7 protein-coding genes are annotated in these 19,413 nt (G+C 65.2%); all 7 read right to left on the bottom strand.

Going from position 1 to position 19,413, the window contains the following annotated elements; all coding sequences use genetic code 11:
• Positions 1–30: 30 nt before the first annotated feature.
• The 7 genes from ACSYDW_RS00135 to ACSYDW_RS00105 all read right to left on the bottom strand — a co-directional run bounded on the left by ACSYDW_RS00135 (position 31) and on the right by ACSYDW_RS00105 (position 19,393).
• The gene (locus ACSYDW_RS00135) at positions 31–8,442 is read right to left on the bottom strand and encodes a DUF7927 domain-containing protein (protein WP_438336675.1); all 8,412 of its coding nucleotides are present in this window, start codon (positions 8,440–8,442) and stop codon (positions 31–33) included.
• Positions 8,443–9,069: 627 nt separating this feature from the next.
• Positions 9,070–13,257: a DUF5979 domain-containing protein gene (locus ACSYDW_RS00130; RefSeq protein WP_438336674.1), complete on the bottom strand. Its 4,188-nt coding sequence runs from the start codon at positions 13,255–13,257 to the stop codon at positions 9,070–9,072.
• A 316-nt stretch (positions 13,258–13,573) separates the two neighbouring features.
• A complete protein-coding gene (locus ACSYDW_RS00125; RefSeq protein WP_438336673.1) occupies positions 13,574–14,002 on the bottom strand; it encodes a CoA-binding protein in 429 nt (142 codons plus the stop codon).
• Positions 14,003–14,125: 123 nt separating this feature from the next.
• Positions 14,126–15,544 (bottom strand): NtaA/DmoA family FMN-dependent monooxygenase, encoded by a 1,419-nt coding sequence (locus tag ACSYDW_RS00120; protein WP_438336672.1) that lies wholly within the window; start codon positions 15,542–15,544, stop codon positions 14,126–14,128.
• A gap of 1 nt (position 15,545) precedes the next feature.
• Positions 15,546–16,781, bottom strand: a complete 1,236-nt coding sequence (locus tag ACSYDW_RS00115) for an acyl-CoA dehydrogenase family protein (protein ID WP_438336671.1) — start codon at positions 16,779–16,781, stop codon at positions 15,546–15,548.
• Positions 16,782–16,831: 50 nt separating this feature from the next.
• The gene (locus ACSYDW_RS00110; RefSeq protein WP_438336670.1) at positions 16,832–18,472 is read right to left on the bottom strand and encodes a dipeptide ABC transporter ATP-binding protein; all 1,641 of its coding nucleotides are present in this window, start codon (positions 18,470–18,472) and stop codon (positions 16,832–16,834) included.
• Between the two features lie 12 nt (positions 18,473–18,484).
• Positions 18,485–19,393 carry an ABC transporter permease gene (locus ACSYDW_RS00105; protein ID WP_438336669.1) on the bottom strand — a complete coding sequence of 303 codons (909 nt, stop codon included), beginning with the start codon at positions 19,391–19,393 and terminating at the stop codon, positions 18,485–18,487.
• Between the last annotated feature and the right edge of the window lie 20 nt (positions 19,394–19,413).

Below are 19,413 nucleotides of genomic sequence, written 5' to 3'. Positions count from 1 at the left end.
ATGCCGGCCGCGGACGGGTCTATCGGGTGGTTAGTTGCCTTCGTTCCTGCGGCGGCGGGCGACCGCCAGGAGGCCTGCACCCAGGAGCAGTACCACTGCACCCCCGCCGACGATCCACAGCGTGGAATCGGAGGCACCGGTGTCTGCCAGCGGAACCACCGGGCGGCGAGGCGGAACCGTGACTTCGGTTTCCTCGTCCGGGTACTCGACCTCCGGCTCCGGTTCCTCTTCCTCGTCGACCGGAGGCTCAGGCAGCTTGTGGTACTCAGGCGTCGGGTGCTCGGTGGTCGACGGCGGGACGTCCCCGTTGCCGGTGGCCACGTTCACCAGGATCTCGTCCCAGGCCTCGTCGTCGACGGTGACCGTGTAGGTGAAGGTCTTGCTCTCCCCCACCGCCAGGTCGCCGACGGTCCAGATGATCTCGCTGCCCTCGATGGTGAACTCGCCGCCGGAGACCTCGAGGCTTTCCTCGTCGAGGGTCGCCGCATCCTCCCAGCCGGACATGTCGTCGGTGACGACGGCGCCGGTGTAGACGAACTCTCCGGTGTTCTTCACCGTGAGGGTGTAGTCGATCTCGTCACCGGGCCAGACGGTTTCGCCGCTGGCCGGGTCGGAGGTCTTCTCCAGCGAGTAGCCGCGCGGGTTCTCGACCGGCGTCGTGCAATCGCGCGATGCTGTGGTTGAACCGTTGTAGCTCAGCGTCGCCTCGTTGAGGAATCCGCTGTCCTCCGGGTTCTCCCCGGAGTCGCACGTTGCCTCGTCCGAGCCGATGGCGCCCTCCTGCGGGGTCACCTTCACGGTGACCGTGTAGGTCTCGCTGGAGCGTGCCCCCAGGATGCGCCCTTCGGCCATGACCTCGGACTTCTCGGTGCCCGGGTTCTCCCAGGCGCCCTGCACGTCTGTGCCTTCCAGCACCCAGGTGGCCTCGGTGGCGTCCAGCCCTTCGCCGAAGCGCAGGGTGTCGGTGAGGTCGTAGCGGGTCTCGACGTCCGAGTTGTTGTTCACCACGACGGTGTAGCCGACGTCCCAGGTGCCGTCCGGGTTCTCCGTGGCGCCGGTTGCCGTCTTGACGACGTTGGCTTCCGGTGCCGGGATCTCCAGGCAGGCCTCGTCGGTGGTCGTCTCGTTGCCGCTGGTCAGCGTGCCCGAGTTCAACAGACCCTTGCCGCCTTCGGAGCCCTCGGCCGGGCAGGTGCGCTCGTCCGTGGCGATGTCGGCGCCCAGCGTCACGTTGACGGTGACCCGGTAGGTGTCGGATTCCCCGGCCCCGAGTTCGACGTGCTTGGCGACCAGGGTGTCCGTCGAGTCCTTGCCGTTCCAGGCGGCGTTGACGGTGCCGTCCTCGGTGGTCGCGTAGCGGTCGTTGATGACCACGCCGCCGGCGAACTCCGGGGAGTCGGCCAGCGAGTAGTTCACTGCCTGCCCGTCGGTGCCCGGGTTGGCGACGACCAAGTCGTAGCGCGCATCCCAGGTGCCGTCCCAGTTTCCGTCCGCGCCGTTGTGCTGGACCAGTTCAACGGCCCGCTTCTCGAACGTCGGAGTCACCGGGGTGGCGCAGTCCTCGGAGACGGCGTCCTTGCCGTTGGCGGTGATGGTCGCCGAGTTCAGGAACCCGGTGCCGTCCTCGCCCTCGGCCAGCTCGCAGTTCCCCGCCTCGGAGCCGGCGACACCCGCGGCGACCGTGGCGTTGACGGTCACCGTGTACTTCTCCGTGGTTCCCGCAGCGATCAGCTTGTCGGTGGCCAGCACCTCGGTGTAGTTCGGGGTTTCGAGATCCCAGTCATCGCCGGGGGCGGCGCCAGGGCCCGTCCACGACGCCGAGTTGATCTCGATCCCGTCGCCGAAGCGCAGGGTGTCCTCCAGCGAGTAGCGTCCCAGCAACGAGGCATCGCCCGTCACGACGAGGTCGTAGGTGACGCTCCAGCTTCCGTCGTCGCCCTGTGTGGTGCCCGTGACGGTCTTTTCAACAGTGGGGGCACCGACCTCGACGCAGACCTCGACGTCTTCGGAATCGGACTTGTCCGCCGCCGGGATCGTCGCGGTGTTGGTGTAGGTCTTGCAGGTCCCGTTCTCCGCCGCCATGTCGGTGTTGGTGAACGTCAACGGGTAGTTGAACTCGGTGGGGGTGTCCTCCGGGTTCCAGGTGGCGGTGCCCAGGAGCAGGGGTTCGTCCGTGGTCTTGTCGTCGTAGACGTCGACCGTGTAGTTCGTCGAACCCTGCTGGACGTAGGTGACGCTTGCGGTGCCGGTGGCCCGGTCCGTGGCGCCGGCGACGTTGGTCCACGTGGCCGTCGCGGTGTTCAGGCCCTCGTAGTCCCCGTTCTCCGGTTCGCCGGTGCAGCTGTAGTCCAGGACGATCGCCTTGTCCCCGGTGGATCCGGCCGGAACCAGGACCTGCAGGCCCTCGGTGTCCGGGTCGATGTCCTCCGCGTCGATCACGCAGGTGAGACCGGCGATGTCGACGTTGTCGGACACTGTGGCGACGGTGCCGCCGCCCTCGAACTCGTTCTGGTTGGTCAGCGTGATCTGGCCGGTCAGCGAGTGGTTGGAGTCCACGTAGCCGTCGGGGGTGGCGATGACCGTGTAGTCGAAGGTGGCTGCGCCATCCAGGCCGATCACGGCCCGCTTGCCGTCTTCCACCTCCGCGTCGTCATCGGACGACGCGGCAGCGGCCTTCCGGTCCTCACCCTTCGGGTCGTCAGCGGACTTCGGGTCGTCGTCGGACTCGTGCTCGCCCTCGGAGTGCTCCTCGCCCTCCTGCTCGTGCCCGTCCTTGTCGTCGTCCACCTTCTTCTTCAGGTCCCACAGGTATTCGCGGTCGAAGGAGGCGTTGGCCGTCTTGGAGACACCCAGGCCCATCTTGCCGCAGACCTCGACGTCGGCCGTGGCCGAGTTGTTGTCGTTGGCGCCGGCATCTTCCCGGAGCACCGCGGTGTTGGTGAAGGTGGTGCACTTGCCGGCGTCACCGGCAAGCTCGACCTGGTAGGTGAACTCCTTCGGGGAGTCCCCCAGGCCGACGGTGCCAAGCTCGGTCTCGGTACCGGGGACCGTCCGGTCATCGACGACGGTGACCGTCTCATCGATGCTCTCGGTCTGCTTGAACTCGATGTCCGCAGCGAAGTCCGCGGTGCGGGGCTTGCCGTCCACACCGGTCCACGTGATGGTGGCGGTGTTCTGCTTGCCCTCGTAGTCCGCGGCATCCACGGTCTCCGGGAGGTCGCAGTCGTAGGTGACGGTGGCCTTGCCCGGAACCACGGATCCCCCGTCAAGCATGGCTGCCGGGACCGTGACGTTCTGGCCGCCGCCGGCGACGGTGCAGACCGTGCCGGGGATGCCGGCCACGTCGGCAACGTCCACAGCCATCTCACCCTGGAGGTTCGGGTTGAACACGTCGATCGATCCGGACATCGCCCAGTCCTGGTCGGTGTGGCCGTCCCGGGTGGCAGTCACGGTGTAGTCCGCGAGGACAGTGCCGTCACCGTCGACGGTGAAGGACGTCTTGTCGGCCTTCTTCTCGACCTTCCAGTTGTAGTCGCGCGTGTACTGGGCGTCGACGGTCTTGACGACTGTCAGGCCCTTCTCGACGCAGACCTCGATGTCGGCGGAGTCCGAGTTCCCCGAGGGGTTGTCGTCGTCACCGGCGAGCACCGCGGTGTTGGTGAAGGTGGTGCAGGTTCCCGCAACGCCCTCCCACTCAACGTCGTAGGTGAAGGTCTTCGGCGACTCCGCCAGGGTGGCGGTGCCCAGCACGTTGCCGTTCTCCGTGTACTTGTCATCGGTCACGGTGACCTCGGTGTCGGTTTCTCCGTCCATCTCGAAGTCGAACGACGCCGGCTCGCTGGCGGCGCTGCGGCCGTCGGCCCAGGTGGCTGTCGCCGCGGTGGTTTGGTCGAGGTAGTCGGCCTCGGCAACACCGGCGGACACGTCGCACGTGTAGGTGAGCGTCTTGGTTTCGCCGGCCGGGACCAGTACCTGGAAGCCCTCCGCGACGTCCGCATCCGTGTCGGTGATAGTGCAGGTGACCCCGTCGAGGCTGAGCTCGGTGTCGATGGTCGCCAGGATCTCGCCGAACCCGTTCGGGTTGGTCACGGTGATCTTGCCGCCGAGCTTCCAGTTCGAGTCGGCGTGGCCGGTTTCGGTGGCTGTGACGGTGTATCCGGCGGTCACCTTGCCCTCGCCGTCGACGTTGAAGGAGGTCTTGTCGGCTTCCTTCTCGACCTTCCAGTCGTGGTCCCGGTCGAAGGAGGCCGAGGCCTCGATCCCGAGGGCCAGCTTCTTCTCCACGCACACCGTGACGGTTTCGGAATCCGAGGTCTCGGTTCCCTTGATCACTGCGGTGTTGGTGTAGTCGGTGCAGGCCCCGGCGGTGCCCGGGAAGCTCAGCTGGTAGGTGAACTCGGTAGCGGTTCCGCTGCTGTTCCAGTCCGCGGTTCCCAGCGACTCGGGGTTCTCGGTGTCGAAGACCTTGTCGTCGGTGACTTCAATGGTCTTGTTCGTCGAGGCGGTCTCGAGGTAGTTCACCGGAGCCTGTGCCGAGGTGCTGTGCGCCCCGGCCACGTCGGTCCACGTCACGTCCACGACGTTGGTGCCCGTGTAGGTGGCGGGGACTCCGCTGCAGGAGTAGCCGAGCACCAGGGCTCCCGTGTTGCCGTCCGAGGCCGCGGGAACGAGCACCTGCAGGCCCTCGGCCTGGAGGTCGGTGTCCTCGGCGTTGATGACGCAGGTCAGGCCGCCGATGTTGACGGTGTCCTTGACGGTTGCGGTGATCGCGCCTTCGGCAAAGCGGTTCGGGTTCACAAGGGTGATCTGGCCGGTCAGGGCGTAGTTCGAATCCTCGAACCCCTTGGGGGTGGCGGAAACGGTGTAGCTGAACTGGGCCGAACCATCGGTGATCTCCACCCTGGTCTTGTCCGCCTTCTTCAGCAGGTTCCAGAAGTACTCCCGTTCAAACGAGGCGTTTGCGGTCTTCTGGGCCGTCAGCCCAAGCTGGCTGCACACGGTGACGGTGGCGTCGCCCGAGGGGTTAGTGCCCTCTCCGGCCAGCTCGACCCAAGCGGTGTTGGTGAACGGGGCACAGGTGCCGCCCTCGGCCGTGTGGGTCAGCGTGTAGGTGAAGGTCTTGGACCGCGGGTCCTTGCCCTTGACCTCATCCCAGGAAACGGTGCCCAGCAGCTTGCCTTCGCCGCCGGTGACGGCCTCGTTGTCAAACACCTCGACTGTTTCGTCGGTGGTTTCACCGAGTGTGAAGTCGATGGCGACCGCGGAGCTCGATGCCGTGTTCCGGCCCTCGTTCCAGGTGATCGTCGCGGTGTTGGTGTTCCCGGTGTAGTCCTCTTCGAGGACCGAGGAAGCGTCGCAGTTGTACGCCACGGTCGCGGTTCCGTTGGTCCACACGCCGGCGGCCTCGGTGGCCCGCGGGACGTTGAGCTGGACACCGTCGGTGCCCGGGTTGGCGTCCTGCGCCGGGTCGACCGTGCAGACCAGTCCGTTGATCGTCGTCTGGTCGGCGACCGTGACCTGGGTTTCACCGCCGAACCGGTTGGGGTTCGTGACGGTGATCCGACCCGCAAGGGTCTTGTTGGAATCCGTGTAGCCCTGGCTGGTCACGGTGACGTCGTAGTCGACCTCGGCCTCGCCGCCGGCACCGGTGGTGACGGTGTTGTCCTGCCCCTGGGCCAACGACTTCTCGATGCCCCACAGGTAGGTGCGGTCGAAGGCCGCGTCCACGGTCTTGGAAACGGAGAGGTCCGCGCTGCGGCAGGCCTCGATGTCGGCGGAGTCGGAGCCGGTCAGGTCATTGCTTCCGGTGAACGCAGCCGTGTTGGTAAAGGTCTGGCACGTGCCGGCCGCCTCCACCGTCCAGGTCAGTTCGTAGGAACGGGTCTGCGGAGCCATGTCCTTGGACCAGGTGACGACCCAGGCGGGATCGAAGGTGAATTCATCGTCGGTGACGGTGATGGTCTTGTTCAGCGGGTTCTGGCTCCAGGTCGTTTCATCGACCGGGGCGGTGCCCTGTGCCGAACCCTTTGCAGTGGAGGCCGCTGTTGCATCCCAGGTTGCCGTCGCGGTGTTGGTACCCGTGTACGAAGGCTGCCCGGTGAAGGTGCAGCTGTAGTCGAACTGTACGGTCTTGCCCTTCGGGATCACTGCCTGGAAGCCCTCAGCCGTGCCGTCTGCATCGCTTCCTCCGCCGACCACGCCGGTGACCGCACACACGGCGCCGCCCCCGACGTCAACGGAGTCGCCCACGGTGGCCGTGATGTCCTGCCAGTCGTTGGGGTTCTTGACCGAGATGACGCCGGACATTGCCCAGGTGCTGTCGGTGAATGCCGGGTTCTTCGGCTTGACGGTCACGTCGTAGCCGACCGTCACCTCGCCCGTCTCGGGGTCGGCCATGTACGGTCCCTCGCCCTTGGCGGTCTTGGTGATGTCCCACAGGTACGACCTGTCGAAGCTGGAAATGACGTTCTTGGAAACCTCGAGCGGTGCCCCGATGCAGAGCTCCACCGTCTGCGAGTCGCCGTCGGTCCGCTTGCTGTTGGCTTCCACGAACTTCGCGTTGTTGGTGTACTCGGTGCACTCGCCCACCACGCCCGGCCAGGTCAGGTTGTACGTGAAGGTCTTCGGCGACTGGGCGACGGTTACCACGTTGCCACCAGGCAGGTTCGACAGGTCGATCTTGTCGTCCGTGACGGTGACTTTGTCGTCGGTGACGGTCGGGGTGACCTTTGAGAAATCGAAGCCTGCGGTGCCTTGTGCCTGGCCGCTGGTGCCGAAGTAGCTGGCCTTGTTCCAGGTCGCCGTGGCGGTGTTGGTTCCCGTGGTTTTTCCGTTGGTTCCCGCGGGCATGGCGCAGGTGTAGTCGAACGTCGAGGTGCCCGACGGAATGGAGATTGGCCCGTTCACGGTGTTTCCGCCGGCCGTGCTGATAGAGCACGTGGCACCGGGGAGGCTGTCGGCCAGCGTGACTGCGTTGAGGGCCGACTGGTTCGGGTTCTCAACGGTGATCGTTCCGGTGACCTTGAAGTTGCTGTCCTTCGGTTCGCCTGCCTTGACGAGCACTCCGTAGGTGAAGGGAACATTGGCGGTTGCGGAATTCACCGTCTGCCGGCCCGGAGCCACCGACTTGTCAATGGTCCAGTCGTAGTCGCGGTCGTACGACGCCTTGGCGGTCTTGGTAACCTTCAGGTCCTTGTAGGTCGTCTTCGTGTTCGTGAAGGTACACGTCACGTTCGCGTTGTCGGCGAGATCGAAGGTTGCGGTGCGGGCCGGCTTGTTGATTGTGGCCGTCACCCCCGTGCAAACCAGGTCCGAGAGGTTCCAGCCTGCCGGCAGGTCCTTCTCGGAAACCGTGACCCCGCCGGGTGCAACTGTGTAGGTGACCCGGTCCGGAAGGACTGCTCCGGTGTTCGACGATGCGCTGTCGTCCAGCTGGAAATTCACGGAACTCTGGGTCTTGGCGGACGCAAGGTTGAAGTCGAAGTCGGTTCCGTCCGCAGGAGTTGCGTCCTTGACGATGGTCACGGAACCGGCCTGGACGTCCCCGGCCTTGATCTGGTTGTCGCGGCTGCCGGTCGAAGCACAGTTCAGCGACACCAGATTCACGTGGTACGGCGAACCGTGGATGGAAGAGGCGCCGGTTCCCGGCCCGTGATCAAGCTCGGAGGCGATATGGGCGCTGAAGAACAGGGTCACCGATGACGCTGTTGCATCGAAGGTGAGCTTGACCGTGTCCACCCGCTCATTGCCTGATCCCTGGACGATTTCGGTGTTGGTGATGGTGCCGCCGGTCATGCTGTACTGGGCGAGGTAGTCGTATGCCCATTTGCCCGCCTCGCGAACCTTGTAGGTGAAGACCAGTTCGTTCTCGCCCGCCTGCATCTGGATCATTTCGATGCGCTGGTGGACGAAGCCTCCTTCATAGAGACCCAGGGAGAGGTTGCCGTTCGCGAACTGTGTGATGTCGGAACGCTGCATGAACGTATCGACTTTTCCGGTGCGATTGTTCGTGTCGCATACACCCGGGACCCCGGCAAGAGCCGCTGCGACCTTTGACTCCTTGTCCGGCTCCGGCGTCGGTTCGGAGGCAGGTGCCTCGGCTGTCGCCGCCTCAGGCTTCTTGGTTTCATCGCTCGGGGCGACAGCCTGCTTCTTCGGAGCTGCAGGCGCCTTGGATGCCGGGGCTTCTTCAGCGGGGGCCGCGGATTCCTGCACCGTTGCAGGTTCTTCCGCCGCAGGCTTCTCAGCAGCAGGCTCTTCGGTTTCCTTGGGCGCCGGTGCCGGCTCGGGTTCAGCCGTTTCGCCGCTTGGCTTCTCTGCGCTCGCGGTGACGGCTGGGTCGGTTTCTTCGGTGGCGTCGGTCAGCTGCTTCTCGACAGCCGGGTCGGTGCTGTCCACCGGAGAGGCGACAGCGGGGTTGAATCCCCCGCCCCCGAACATCATGGTTGCAACGAGCGCTGCCGTTGCGCTGGCGGCTACCGTGGATCGGACAATCCCGTTCTTCCACAATGCTGCCAGGAATGAATTCTGGTCGGCAGAACGCCGGCCCTTTTGCTTACGTGTAGCTTGATCCCCAGATTTGGCAAACACGATTAATACCCCAATTACCCCCAGGGGTGCGGCAAACACTTAACAAGCACTGTTTCAGCGAACTGACCCAAATCCAGTCCGCTAGTTTCGTCCAAACCCCAAGTCCGGACGTCCCCCAGTATTCATTTGGTCCCCAGCACCCAATTGATATTGCTTGTGCTGGAGCCAGCCTAACCGGCGAACGCGAATACCACTAGATGTGTTTCTTCCATTTCTCGGAGCTGAGGAAAATTGCGTTCTCCCTTCGCAGCTCGGGCCATCACATAAGCAGCCATGGTCGGCCTGCCGAAAGCAAAGTCAATGGCGACGAGCGGCCTTATTCCGCTTCATCAAACCAACACTTCTGGGGCATTGAATTCTCCAGGCAAAGCAACAACCGGCCGGCATTCCTCGAGGGGTATTCGAGGAATGCCGGCCGGCTTGCGTTGCTCCTGGGCCGGCTACATGGGGTGCGTCGACCCAGGAAGGGTGTTGCCCTAGCTAGCTCTCGCTGCCTTTGCGGCGACGGGAAACGGCCACGAGTCCTGCTCCGAGGAGCATGACCATCGCTGCGCTTCCGGCAACCCAGAGTGCGACTTCGGATGACCCGGTGGTCGCAAGCGGCTTCGTCTGTTCGGGTGCCGAAACCTGTGTTTCCTTGCCCTTCAGCGTCGGCGCGTCGCCCTCGTCCTTAGGATCTGCCGGGAGCTCGGTTTCCTCACCCGGCAGTTCCGGGTTCGGCTCCGCGACTACTGGCGGCTCCGGAACCTCTGTTTCCTTACCCGGCAGTTCCGGGGTCGGCTTCTCGGTGACCGGCGGCTCAACGACAGGAGGTACGACGACCGGCGGTTCCGGCAGCTTGTGGTACTCAGGCGTCGGGTGCGTGGTGGTCGACGGCGGGACGTCCCCGTTGCCGCTGGCCGTGTTCACCAGGATCTGGTCCCAGGCACCGGCGTTGACGGTGACCGTGTAGGTGAGGGTCTTGCTCTCCCCCACCGCCAGGTCGCCGACGGTCCAGATGATCTCGCTGCCCTCGATGGTGATCTCGCCCCCGGAGACCTTCAGGCTTTCCTCGTCGAGGGTCGCCGCATCCTCCCAGCCGGACATCTCGTCGGTGACGATGGCGCCGGTGTAGACGAACTCTCCGGTGTTCCTCACCGTAACCGTGTACACGATCTCTTCGCCTGGCCAGACGGTTTCGCCGCTGGCCGGGTCGGAGGTCTTTTCCAGCGAGTAGCTGCTGTCTGTCGGCATCGGGGTGGCGCAAGCCGTATCAACGGAGTTGTGCTCTCCCGCGGTTGCCGCAGCAATGTTGAGGAAGCCGCCTCCGGCGGATTCGTCGCCTGCATCGCAGGTTGCTTCGTCCGAACCGATGATCCCTGCCGGGACCGAAGCCACGACCTCAACCTGGTAGGTGTGCTGGGCAACCTGCTCACCCTGGGCGGGCTCGATCTTTCGATCCGCGGCGAGCACTGCTTCCACGCCGGTATCCAGCCAATCGGCCCAATCGCCGCCCGACTGCTGGTAGCGAGCCGACTCCACGACCAGGCCCTCGCCGAAGCTCAGCTTGTCGGTCAAGGTGTAGATGCTCTGGGCGGCCTGCTGGTTCGTCACCGTGATGTCGTAGGTGATCTTCCACTTGCCGTCACCCAAGTAGTCGGTCGAACCGACGGACTTGGCGACATCGACCGCGCCAAGATTGCGTTCGATCGAGTTGGTTACGGTGACGATGGAACCGTCGGTTTCACCATCCATCGAGACTTCGGCCCGATCGATTTCCGGGGTGCCCCAGATGAAGGACGCATCCTCGAGCAGGTCAGCACCCGGAGTGCTCTCGGCGAATTCGCAATCCCAACCGAACGGAACCGAACCAACGGTCTTGGTGCCGCCGGCGGCAAGCAGGACGCTTCCGGCAACCGGTGCAGCCTTTTCATCCAACGGGTTCGCACACGTGTAGTTGACCTGGAATCCTTCGGTCTCTCCACCGATGAATCCTGCAGTCTCACCGATGAGCTTCTTGGTGACGCTCAGCGCCCCCAGCTCGCGCCCGACGGAGTTGACCACATCGATGCGCGCCTTCGAGTCGGCGCCAATCGTGGCGTTGTTTCCCTCGAAGGCCGCGGGCAGCCAGTAGTAGGAAGCGTCCTTGGCATTCGGTGCCTGCTCGGTCTTTTTCTCTGCGACAGTGCACTCGCTGCCGGCCAACAGGTCGCTGGCGACAACCTCGGATTCGCCTGCTTCCAGGGACCAGTCGCCACGTTCGGTCGTCTCACCGTAGGTGCAGGTCCAGGTTCCGGCGTAGGTGATCCCCTCGTCGATGTTCCCTGCCAGATCACCAGCAACGCGCTTGCCGATTTCCAGCTCGCCGTGTTCGCGGCCGATCGAGTTGGTGACGGTGACGGCGGAACCGTTGGTTCCCGCGTCCATCGACACCTTGGAGCGATCAATCTCCGGAGTGTTCCAGGCGAAGGAACCATCCTTCAAGAGGTCGGTTCCGGGGGCAGTCTCGGAGAAACCGCAATCCCAGCCGAACGGAATCGACCCGACCGACTTGGTGCCGCCTGCGGCAAGCAGGACACTGCCGACAACCGGTGCAGCCTTGTCGTCCAACGGGTTCACGCAGGTGTAGGAAATGGTGAAGGCTTCATTCTCGCCACCGGTGAATCCGGCGGTTTCGCCGCTGAGCTTCTTCGTGATGTTCAGGGAGCCCAACTTGCGTTCAACCGAGTTGACCACGCCGACCGTTGAGGTCTCGTTGGCGGCGATCTTTGCACGGTTTCCGGTGAAGGACGCGGGCAGCCAGACATAGGAAGCATCCTTGGCATTCGGTCCCTGCTGGGTTGCGTTTTCTGCCACCGTGCACTCGCTGCCGGCCAACAGGTCGGTAGCGACAACCTCGGAATCGCCTGCTTCCAAGGACCAATCACCATGCTGGGCAGTTTCGCCGTAGGTGCAGGACCAGGTCCCGGTGTAGGTGATTCCCTCATCGATGTTCCCGACGAGGTCGCCTTCCAGGCTCTTGTTGATTTCCAGCGAGCCGGCGCCTCGGCCGACGGTGTTGGTCACGGCAACGGTGGAACCGTCGGCCTTCGCGCCCATCGTCACTGCGGGGCGGTCGACTACCGGGGAACCCCACGTGTAGGAGCTACCCCGCAAGAGTTTTTGGGAGGGAGTGGTCTCGTTGAATTCGCAGTTCCAACCGAACGGAATGTCCTGAATCGTCCGGGTTCCACCGGCTCGGATCCAACGGCTGCCTTCAATGGTCCGAGCCCCAGTATCGGACGGGTTGCTGCAGACGTAGTTGACCTCAAATACAGGGAGCCCAAAGTCCCAGAATCCGTTGTACGGGTCGACCACGGTCTTGGTGACATAGAGGTCGCCAACGAGTCGCTTGACCTTGTTGGTGACGACAATCGTTCCGCCATTTTTGCCCAGGTTCTTCAGCCCGGCAATCGCCGGCGTCTCGAAAACATAGGACGGATCGGTCGACGGGGCGGTCAGTTCGCTTTCGGTTGCCGTGCAATCACTACCCACAGCGGCTTTGGCGCCGCTGGCAAAGGCAACTTCAGTTGCGGCATCGCCGGCCTGCTTTTCCCAGGTACCTGTAACCGTCTTTCCGTTGTACGTGCAGGTCACCGTTCCCGAGTAGGTACGGTCCGGGTCAACGGCCTTCGTTTCTCCGGTGAGTTCCTTCTTGATCTTCACGGAAGTTGTCTTTGGCGGCTGCACGGTCGAAGGCTTGACCTTGATGTTGAGGGTCTTGTTTCCGATTGTCGCGCAGCCCAAAGAATCCAGCTGAACCTGAATATCCACGCCATTGCTGGATGGTCCGTTCATGCCCGCTTCGGGGGAAATATGCACGACATACGAGAGCGTTGCCTCGGCGGACGTGGCATTCAGGTTCAGCGTGACAAAGGTCGTTCCGCCAACGGTGGCTTCATTTGTCACGTCGACGGATCCGTTGGTCAGGCTGTAGCCATCGATGTATTCAATGGCGTCTACCCCACCGGCACGAGCCGTGTAGCGGAAGGTAAGTTCGTTGCTGCCGCTTTTCAGGCCGCTCAGCGGCACGCGCTGGTAGACATTGGAGCCCGCGTCGACGTTCACCAGGCCCGGGGTGTAGCTGCCCCCGTCGATGCGCTGCTCGAACTTTCCGGCTTTGGCTTCGCAGCGCCCTCGGCTACCTGCCGCTGGGGCTTCGCTTACCCCTGCCTTGCCGGCAGTGCGAGCAGCAGCCTCAGTCTTCTTCTTTTCGACGGGGGCTTCAGTCTTTGCGGTGGCCTGCTTCGCCTCGCCAGCGAGCGAAGCAGCCGGCTTCCCGGCAGACTTCGGGGCCGTGGACGGCTCATCCGTTTTCTTCGAAGCCGCTGGCGTCGACTTCGGCGATTCTTCCGCCGCCTTCGTCGCGGGGCCCGAAGCCGGCGTTTCCGTTGGCTTCGGCGCAGCGGCCGGCTTCTTGGCGTCGGCCGGGATTCCGGGCTGTGCGCTGTCCTTGGCGGCACCGGTTACTGCGGTCGTGCCGGATTCCTCAACGGCGTCACGCAGCTGCTGCTCGGTGCCGGACTCCTGAGTGTCGGCCGGGGCCGCGACAGCGGGGTTGAAACCTCCGCCGCCGAACATCATCGCTGCAACGAGCGCTGCCGTCGCGCTGGCTGCAACCGTGGAACGGACGATCCCGTTCTTCCACATCCCCGCCAGGAATGAATTCTGGTCGGCAGAACGCCGGCCCTTTTGCTTACGTGTGGCTTGATCCCCAGATTTGGCGAACACGATTTATACCCCAATTACCCCAAGGGGCGCGGCAAACACTCAACAAGCACTGTTTTAGCGGGCCGATCCCATCCAGCCCGCGCAGTTTCGTCCGAACCCCAAGTCCGCACGTCCCCCAGTATTCATTTGGTCCCCAGCACCCAATCGATATTGCATGTGCAGGTATGAGCATAGCGGCGCAATCTCGATTACCTTCCACCGAAACGCTTTGTGACCACGGGGTTAATGCGTGCGCCTAGAAATCCTGGTATTCAATGATGGGGCAGGTGTCCATGACGACGTCCAGTCCGGCAGCCTTGGCTCGCGCGGCGGCTTCCTCGTCGATGACCCCCAACTGCAGCCACACCGCCGACGCGCCGATGGCGATGGCCTGGTCCACAACAGCCCCGACTTTCAGGGAATTCACAAAGCAATCAACCACGTCGACGCGCCCCGGGATTTCCCCCAGGGCCTTGTATCCGGATTCCCCCAAGACACTGTCTCCACGCAGTGAAACAGGGACGATTTCCATGCCCAAGCGCGATTGAAGGAAGTGCGCAACGCGGGGCGCAACACGCATCGGATTGTTACTCAAACCCACGACTGCCCAGCGCGCGGGCGTGGTCAAAAGCCGGCGGATGACGGCCGGGTCATTTGTGTGGCGTTCGGTGCCGTGGGTGCTCATGCAGCCAACGCTACAGGCGAAACGGGTGGCCGGAACCCACACACCGCCACCATGGAGCAGGTGGTGCCCTGCGGCAGGCAGGACCTGTCGCAAAGCACCACCCCATGGGCCGGACGTCGCCGGCTATCGAAGGTCTTGCAGCCTTCGTTCGGTGTTGGCAGCCGAGTGTTCTGCGAAGGCACCCCTGAATCGTGCCGCGGGGTGGCTTGTCTCGAGGCGGGCCGAGCGCCCGAACACCTTCTCGCGGAGCGTTCCCGGAGCGTACTCGGTCTGCGCGAGGCCGCGTGCACGCAGCTCCGGCAGGATCCCCTCGATGAAGTCGGTGTATGAACCGGGCAAGATCTGGTTCATGATGTTCAGCCCGTCCATTCCCGCATCCTGCCAGCGCTCGATCTCGTCCACAATCTGCTCCGGGGTGCCCGAAATCTGCTGGGCCTTGGCCCTGTAGCGTGCCAGGTCCCCGATGGTTGGCTTGCCGCCGGGCACCGAGGCGATGGCCGCCTCGAGCACGCCCCGCGCGCCTTCGGTTTCGATATCTCCCAGCGGGGTGTCAAGGTCCAGACCGCCCAGATCGACGCCGATCCCCCCGCCGATGTGGGCGACAATTGCATGCAGGTCCAGGTACTCGTCGTACTCGGCTTCCTTGCGTTTCGCCTCCTCTTCGGTGCTTCCGACGACGAACGACAGCCCGGCGAACACCTTGACGTCCCCCACCGCGCGTCCCGCGGCGGCCTCCAGCTCGCGGATCTTGCCCACCTGCTTGGCAACGTACTCGGGATGCGGCGCAAACAGGAAGGTCGCCTCGGCGTGCTCGGCGGCGAACTGGCGTCCGCGTGCGGAGGAACCGGCCTGGAAGAGGAACGGCGTGCGCTGCGGGCTCGGCAGCGCCAGGTGCGGCCCTTCGATGGAGTACCGGTTGCCTTGGTGGTGGATCTTGTGGACCTTGGCCGGATCCGTGTAGATTCCCGAGGCCTTGTCTGCCAACAAGGCATCGTCGTCCCACGATCCCTCCCACAGCTTGTAGGTCGCCTCAACGTACTCGTCGGCCCAGTCGTATCGGTCATCGTGGGCGGTCAGCCCGGCGGCACCGAAATTCCTGTGCGAGTTCTCCAGCACGCTGGTGACGATGTTCCAGGCCACCCGGCCGTTGGAAATATGGTCAAGGGTGGAGAGCTGGCGCGCGAACTGGAACGGCTGCGCCTGCACCACGGAGCTGGTCATGGCCAGCCCGATGTCCCTGGTGGTGGCGGCCAGGGCCGAGAGCAGCACCATCGGGTCGTGGGAAGGGACCTGCATGCCCTTGCGGACCATGGAGGCCCAGCCGCCTTCGTGGTCGCCGTAGAGACCCACGACGTCGGCGAAGAAGAGGTTGTCGAACTTCGCGTCCTCGAGCTGGCGGGCGAGGTCGATCCAGAGCTGCAGCTCGTTGAAGCGGTGCTGCTGCGCCTCGGGGTGGCGCCACTGGCCGCCGAGGATGTGGCTCGAGGTGTTCATCAGGAAGGCGCTGAGCAGCAGGCGCGGGCGCGCGTCGAAGGTACCCAATCTACTTCTTCTCCGTCCGTGCATCGGTGGCCTCGCCGATCGAGTGAAGGCCCGTGGGGATCGTGCCGTTGATGTAGTAGTCGCCCACGGACCGTGCCTTGAAGACCACCGGGTTGTGGGTGGCCACGGTGCGGGCGTTGCGCCAGTGGCGGTCCAGCGACTTGCCGCGGGAAACGGAGGAGGCGCCCGTGACGTCGAAGAGCTCGCTCGTGGCATCGAGCACCAGTTTCGGCACCGCCACGTGGGCCTGCTGCACGGCCAGTTCGGCGCGGACGAAGGCGGCCGCCGGATCGAGCCCGAGCGAGGGGTCGACGGCGGCGTCGAGGTCGCGCGCGGCGGCGGTGACGATCGAGTCCGCGGCGTACACCGCTGCGGCGATCCGTCCGACCTGCTCCTGGATGAGCGGGTCGTTGCGGAACAGTTCCCCCGACCCGGTGTTGAAGGTCCGGGTGCGGTTGCGCACCAGGGTGGCGGCGTCCGCCAAGGCCGAGCGCCCGATGCCGGCCAGGACGCTGAGCAGGGCCAGCTGGAAGAAGGCGGGCTCAAGCGTGGAGGAGACCTTGCGCTGGATGATGTCCCCGTGCGGGACCACGACGTCCTCGAAGACCGCGGTCCCTGTGCCGGTCAGCGGCTGGCCGAACCCGTCCCAGTCGTCGATGATCCGCACGCGCTCGTCGTCTGCCCTCACAATCGCGTACTGGCGGCCCTCCACGCCCTCGGTGCTGGCCATGACGACGACCCAGTCCGCGAAGATCGAACCGGTGGTGTAGTACTTTTCGCCGTTGAGCAGCCACTGGCCCGCTTCCTGGCGCAGCTTGGTGTTGGTCGTCCCCAGCGCGTTCCCGCCCTTCTCCGTTGCGGCGTTGCCGAAGATCTCCCCGGCGAGTACGCGCGGGAACCAGCGGAGCTGGAATTCCTCGGGCTGCAGGGCGATGGTCTCGACGAAGGAGAAGTGCGAGCGCAGCAGGTGCCCGACGTTGGAGTCGGCCGCCGAAAGCTCCATGACCAGGCGGAAGAGGTGCTCGTGGCTGACCGGGTCGCCTCCGTGCGCCGCGGGGACGCGCAGGGTGGTGAAGCCGGATTCCTTGAGCCAGGCGACGGGCTCGAAGGGAAGGACGTGGTTGTTTTCGCGTTCGACGGCGCCCTGGGCGATCCGTTCGAAGACCGGGGCAAACCGGGCCGACAGTTCCGCGTAGCGCGATTCTGCGGTGCGTTCGCGCAATGGTGTGGTGCTCAATGTTCTTCCTTTGCTGCTGCTGGTGTCCGGGACTGTGTGGGTGGTGGTTCTCAGGTGTGCGCCAGTTCCCTGAGCAGGTGCCCGGGGTTCGACTCCAGGAGGAGGCGCGTGTATTCGCTCTGCGGGTTGCCGAAGACGCGGGCGGTGTCGCCGACCTCGACCAGGCGGCCGCGGCGCATGACGCCCACGTCGTGGGAGATACGCTCGACCACGTGCAGGTCGTGCGAGATGAAAAGGTAGGACAGCCCTTGGTTGGCCTGCAGCTCTGCCAGCAGGTCGATGATCTGTGCCTGGGTCAGCACGTCCAATGCGGAAAGCGCCTCGTCCAGGACGAGGGTCTTGGCACCGAGCGCCAGGGCCCTGGCAATGGCCACGCGCTGGCGCTGACCGCCCGATAGTTCCCTGGCGCCGAGACCCGCCATCCGCGCCGGGAGGTTGACCGATTCCAGGAGCTCGGCCACCCGGGCGCCGCGCTCCGCCTTGGAACCGTACCCGTAGTTGTTCAGCGGCTCCGAGATGATCCGCTCGACCGAATGCCTTGGGTCAAGTGCCGAGTCCGGGTTCTGGTAAACCATTTGCAGACCGCGCCAAAGATCCCGCTTGCCGGCACCGCGCAGGCCCGTGACGTCGCGGCCGTGGATCTTCACGGTTCCCGCGCTGGGGTCAAGCAAGCGCATGACCATGCGCGCGGTAGTGGACTTGCCGGACCCGGACTCGCCCACCAGGGCGAAGGTGGTTCCCGGCCGCACGGAGAACGAGACCCCGTCCACCGCGGCATGTTCGCTGCTGCCGTGGCCGAAGGTCTTGCGCAGGCCCGACACCTCGATGGCGGGGACTGCGCCGGCATCGCCGCCGGCTTCCGGAACCGGTGCCGCGTGCGCGCCGGGCGAGGCCTCCGCCAGCAGCAGGCTGGTGTATTCGTGTTCCGGCGCCGTGAGGATCTCGCGCACCGGCCGGTCCTCACGGATCCGTCCCTGCTGCATGACGACGATCCTGTCGGCAATGTCGGTGGCCACTGCCAGGTCGTGGGTCACAAAGATCACCGCGGTGCCGTGTTCGCGCGCCAGGGACGTGAACACCTCGAGCACCGTCTGCTGGACTGTCACGTCAAGGGCCGAGGTCGGCTCGTCGGCGATCAGCAGCTCCGGGTTCTGGGCGAAGGCGATGGCGATCAGCACGCGCTGCTTCAGTCCGCCGGAGAGTTCGTGCGGGTACTGGCCGAGCCGCTGCTCGGGCCTGTCGATGCCCACCATGCCGAGCAGGCGGACGGATTCGGCGCGCAACTCCGCCCGGGAGCGTTTGCGGCCCTGCGGGTGCAGCCTGAACACCTCGGCCACCTGCGATCCGATGGTCTTCACCGGGTCCAGCGAGGCCCCCGGGTCCTGCGGGATCATGCCGATGCGTCGGCCGCGGATGCTTTCCAGCTGCTTCGGCGAAAGCTCCAACAGGTTCTCTCCGGCCAGGGCAATGCTGCCCGCGGTGACTGTCGCGGTTTCCGGGAGCAGGCCGATGACCGCCTTGGAGAGCGTCGACTTCCCGGAGCCCGATTCCCCGACCAGGGCGACGATCTCGCCGGCCCTGAGGCGGAGGTTCAGGCGGTCCCCGGCGGCGACGGCGTGTGCGCCGGTGCCGTAGTGGACGCTGAGGTCACGGATGTCCAGCAAGGTGGCAGCTGGTTCTGCGGTGCTCATGGTGCCGCCTTTCTAGAATCGGAAGATCTTGTGCAGCTGGCGGCCCAGGCCGGCCAGCAGGAGGACCACCACCACGATGACAAGGCCCGGCAAGGTGGTCAGCCACCACGCCGAGGCCAGGTACTGGCGGCCCTCGGCGATCAGCAGGCCCCATTCCGGGGTGGGCGGCGGGGCGCCGAAGCCGAGGAAGCCGAGCCCCGAGATCGCCAGGATGGCGGCACCGAGGTCGACGGCCAGCAGCGCCAGCACCGGTCCGCACGCGTTGGGCAGGATGTGCCGGAACACGACCGACCAGTAGGTGCCGCCGTTCATGAACGCGGCCTCGACGTAGTCGAGGCTGCGGACCCGCAGCACCTCGGTGCGGACAACACGCGCGAAGGAGGCGATGGAGGCGATGCCCACGCCGATGCCCAGGGACACGGGGCCCGGCTCGAAGGCCGTGACGATGATCAGGGACACCAGGAACCCCGGGACAGCCAGCAGCACGTCGACAAGGCGCATGGTGAGCACGTCGGCGGCGCGTCCGGCCGTCGCGGCAAGCAGTCCCAGTCCCGTGCCCGCGACAAGGCCGATCAGGACCGCCAGCCCCGCGGTCAGCAGCGTCTGGCTGGTTCCGTGGACCACCCGGGCAAAGACGTCCCGACCCAGGTGGTCGGTGCCGAACCAGTGCGCGGCGCCCGGGGCCTGCAGCTTGTCTGCAGGCACGCCGGTGATGGGGTCGAACCCGCTGAACAGGGCGGGGAACAATGCCCATCCGAGGACCACGACCAGCGGTGCCACGGTCAGCCAGAATCCCGCGGAACGCAGCGCGCCGCGCTTCCCGGCCGGCGCGGATGCCGCTTCGGGCCCCCGCGGCGCCGGCTCGGGTGCGGGTGTCCCGGCGGATGCTCCGGGCAGCGATTCGTCGATGGCGAGGCTCATGCTCGTCGCTCCTTTCGGGG

This window comes from Paeniglutamicibacter selenitireducens, from assembly GCF_051550675.1.
Lineage (GTDB): Bacteria > Actinomycetota > Actinomycetes > Actinomycetales > Micrococcaceae > Paeniglutamicibacter.
Note: the sequence above shows the minus strand (reverse complement) of the source record. Positions and strands in the feature narration are given on the sequence as shown.

Bases quoted from the DNA above. Each gene is read 5' to 3' on its own strand.
- ACSYDW_RS00135 (WP_438336675.1), bottom strand. From the start codon at position 8,442: ATGATGTTCGGGGGCGGGGGATTCAACCCCGCTGTCGCCTCTCCGGTG.
- ACSYDW_RS00125 (WP_438336673.1), bottom strand. From the start codon at position 14,002: ATGAGCACCCACGGCACCGAACGCCACACAAATGACCCGGCCGTCATC.
- ACSYDW_RS00110 (WP_438336670.1), bottom strand. From the start codon at position 18,472: ATGAGCACCGCAGAACCAGCTGCCACCTTGCTGGACATCCGTGACCTC.
- ACSYDW_RS00130 (WP_438336674.1), bottom strand. From the start codon at position 13,257: ATGTGGAAGAACGGGATCGTCCGTTCCACGGTTGCAGCCAGCGCGACG.
- ACSYDW_RS00105 (WP_438336669.1), bottom strand. From the start codon at position 19,393: ATGAGCCTCGCCATCGACGAATCGCTGCCCGGAGCATCCGCCGGGACA.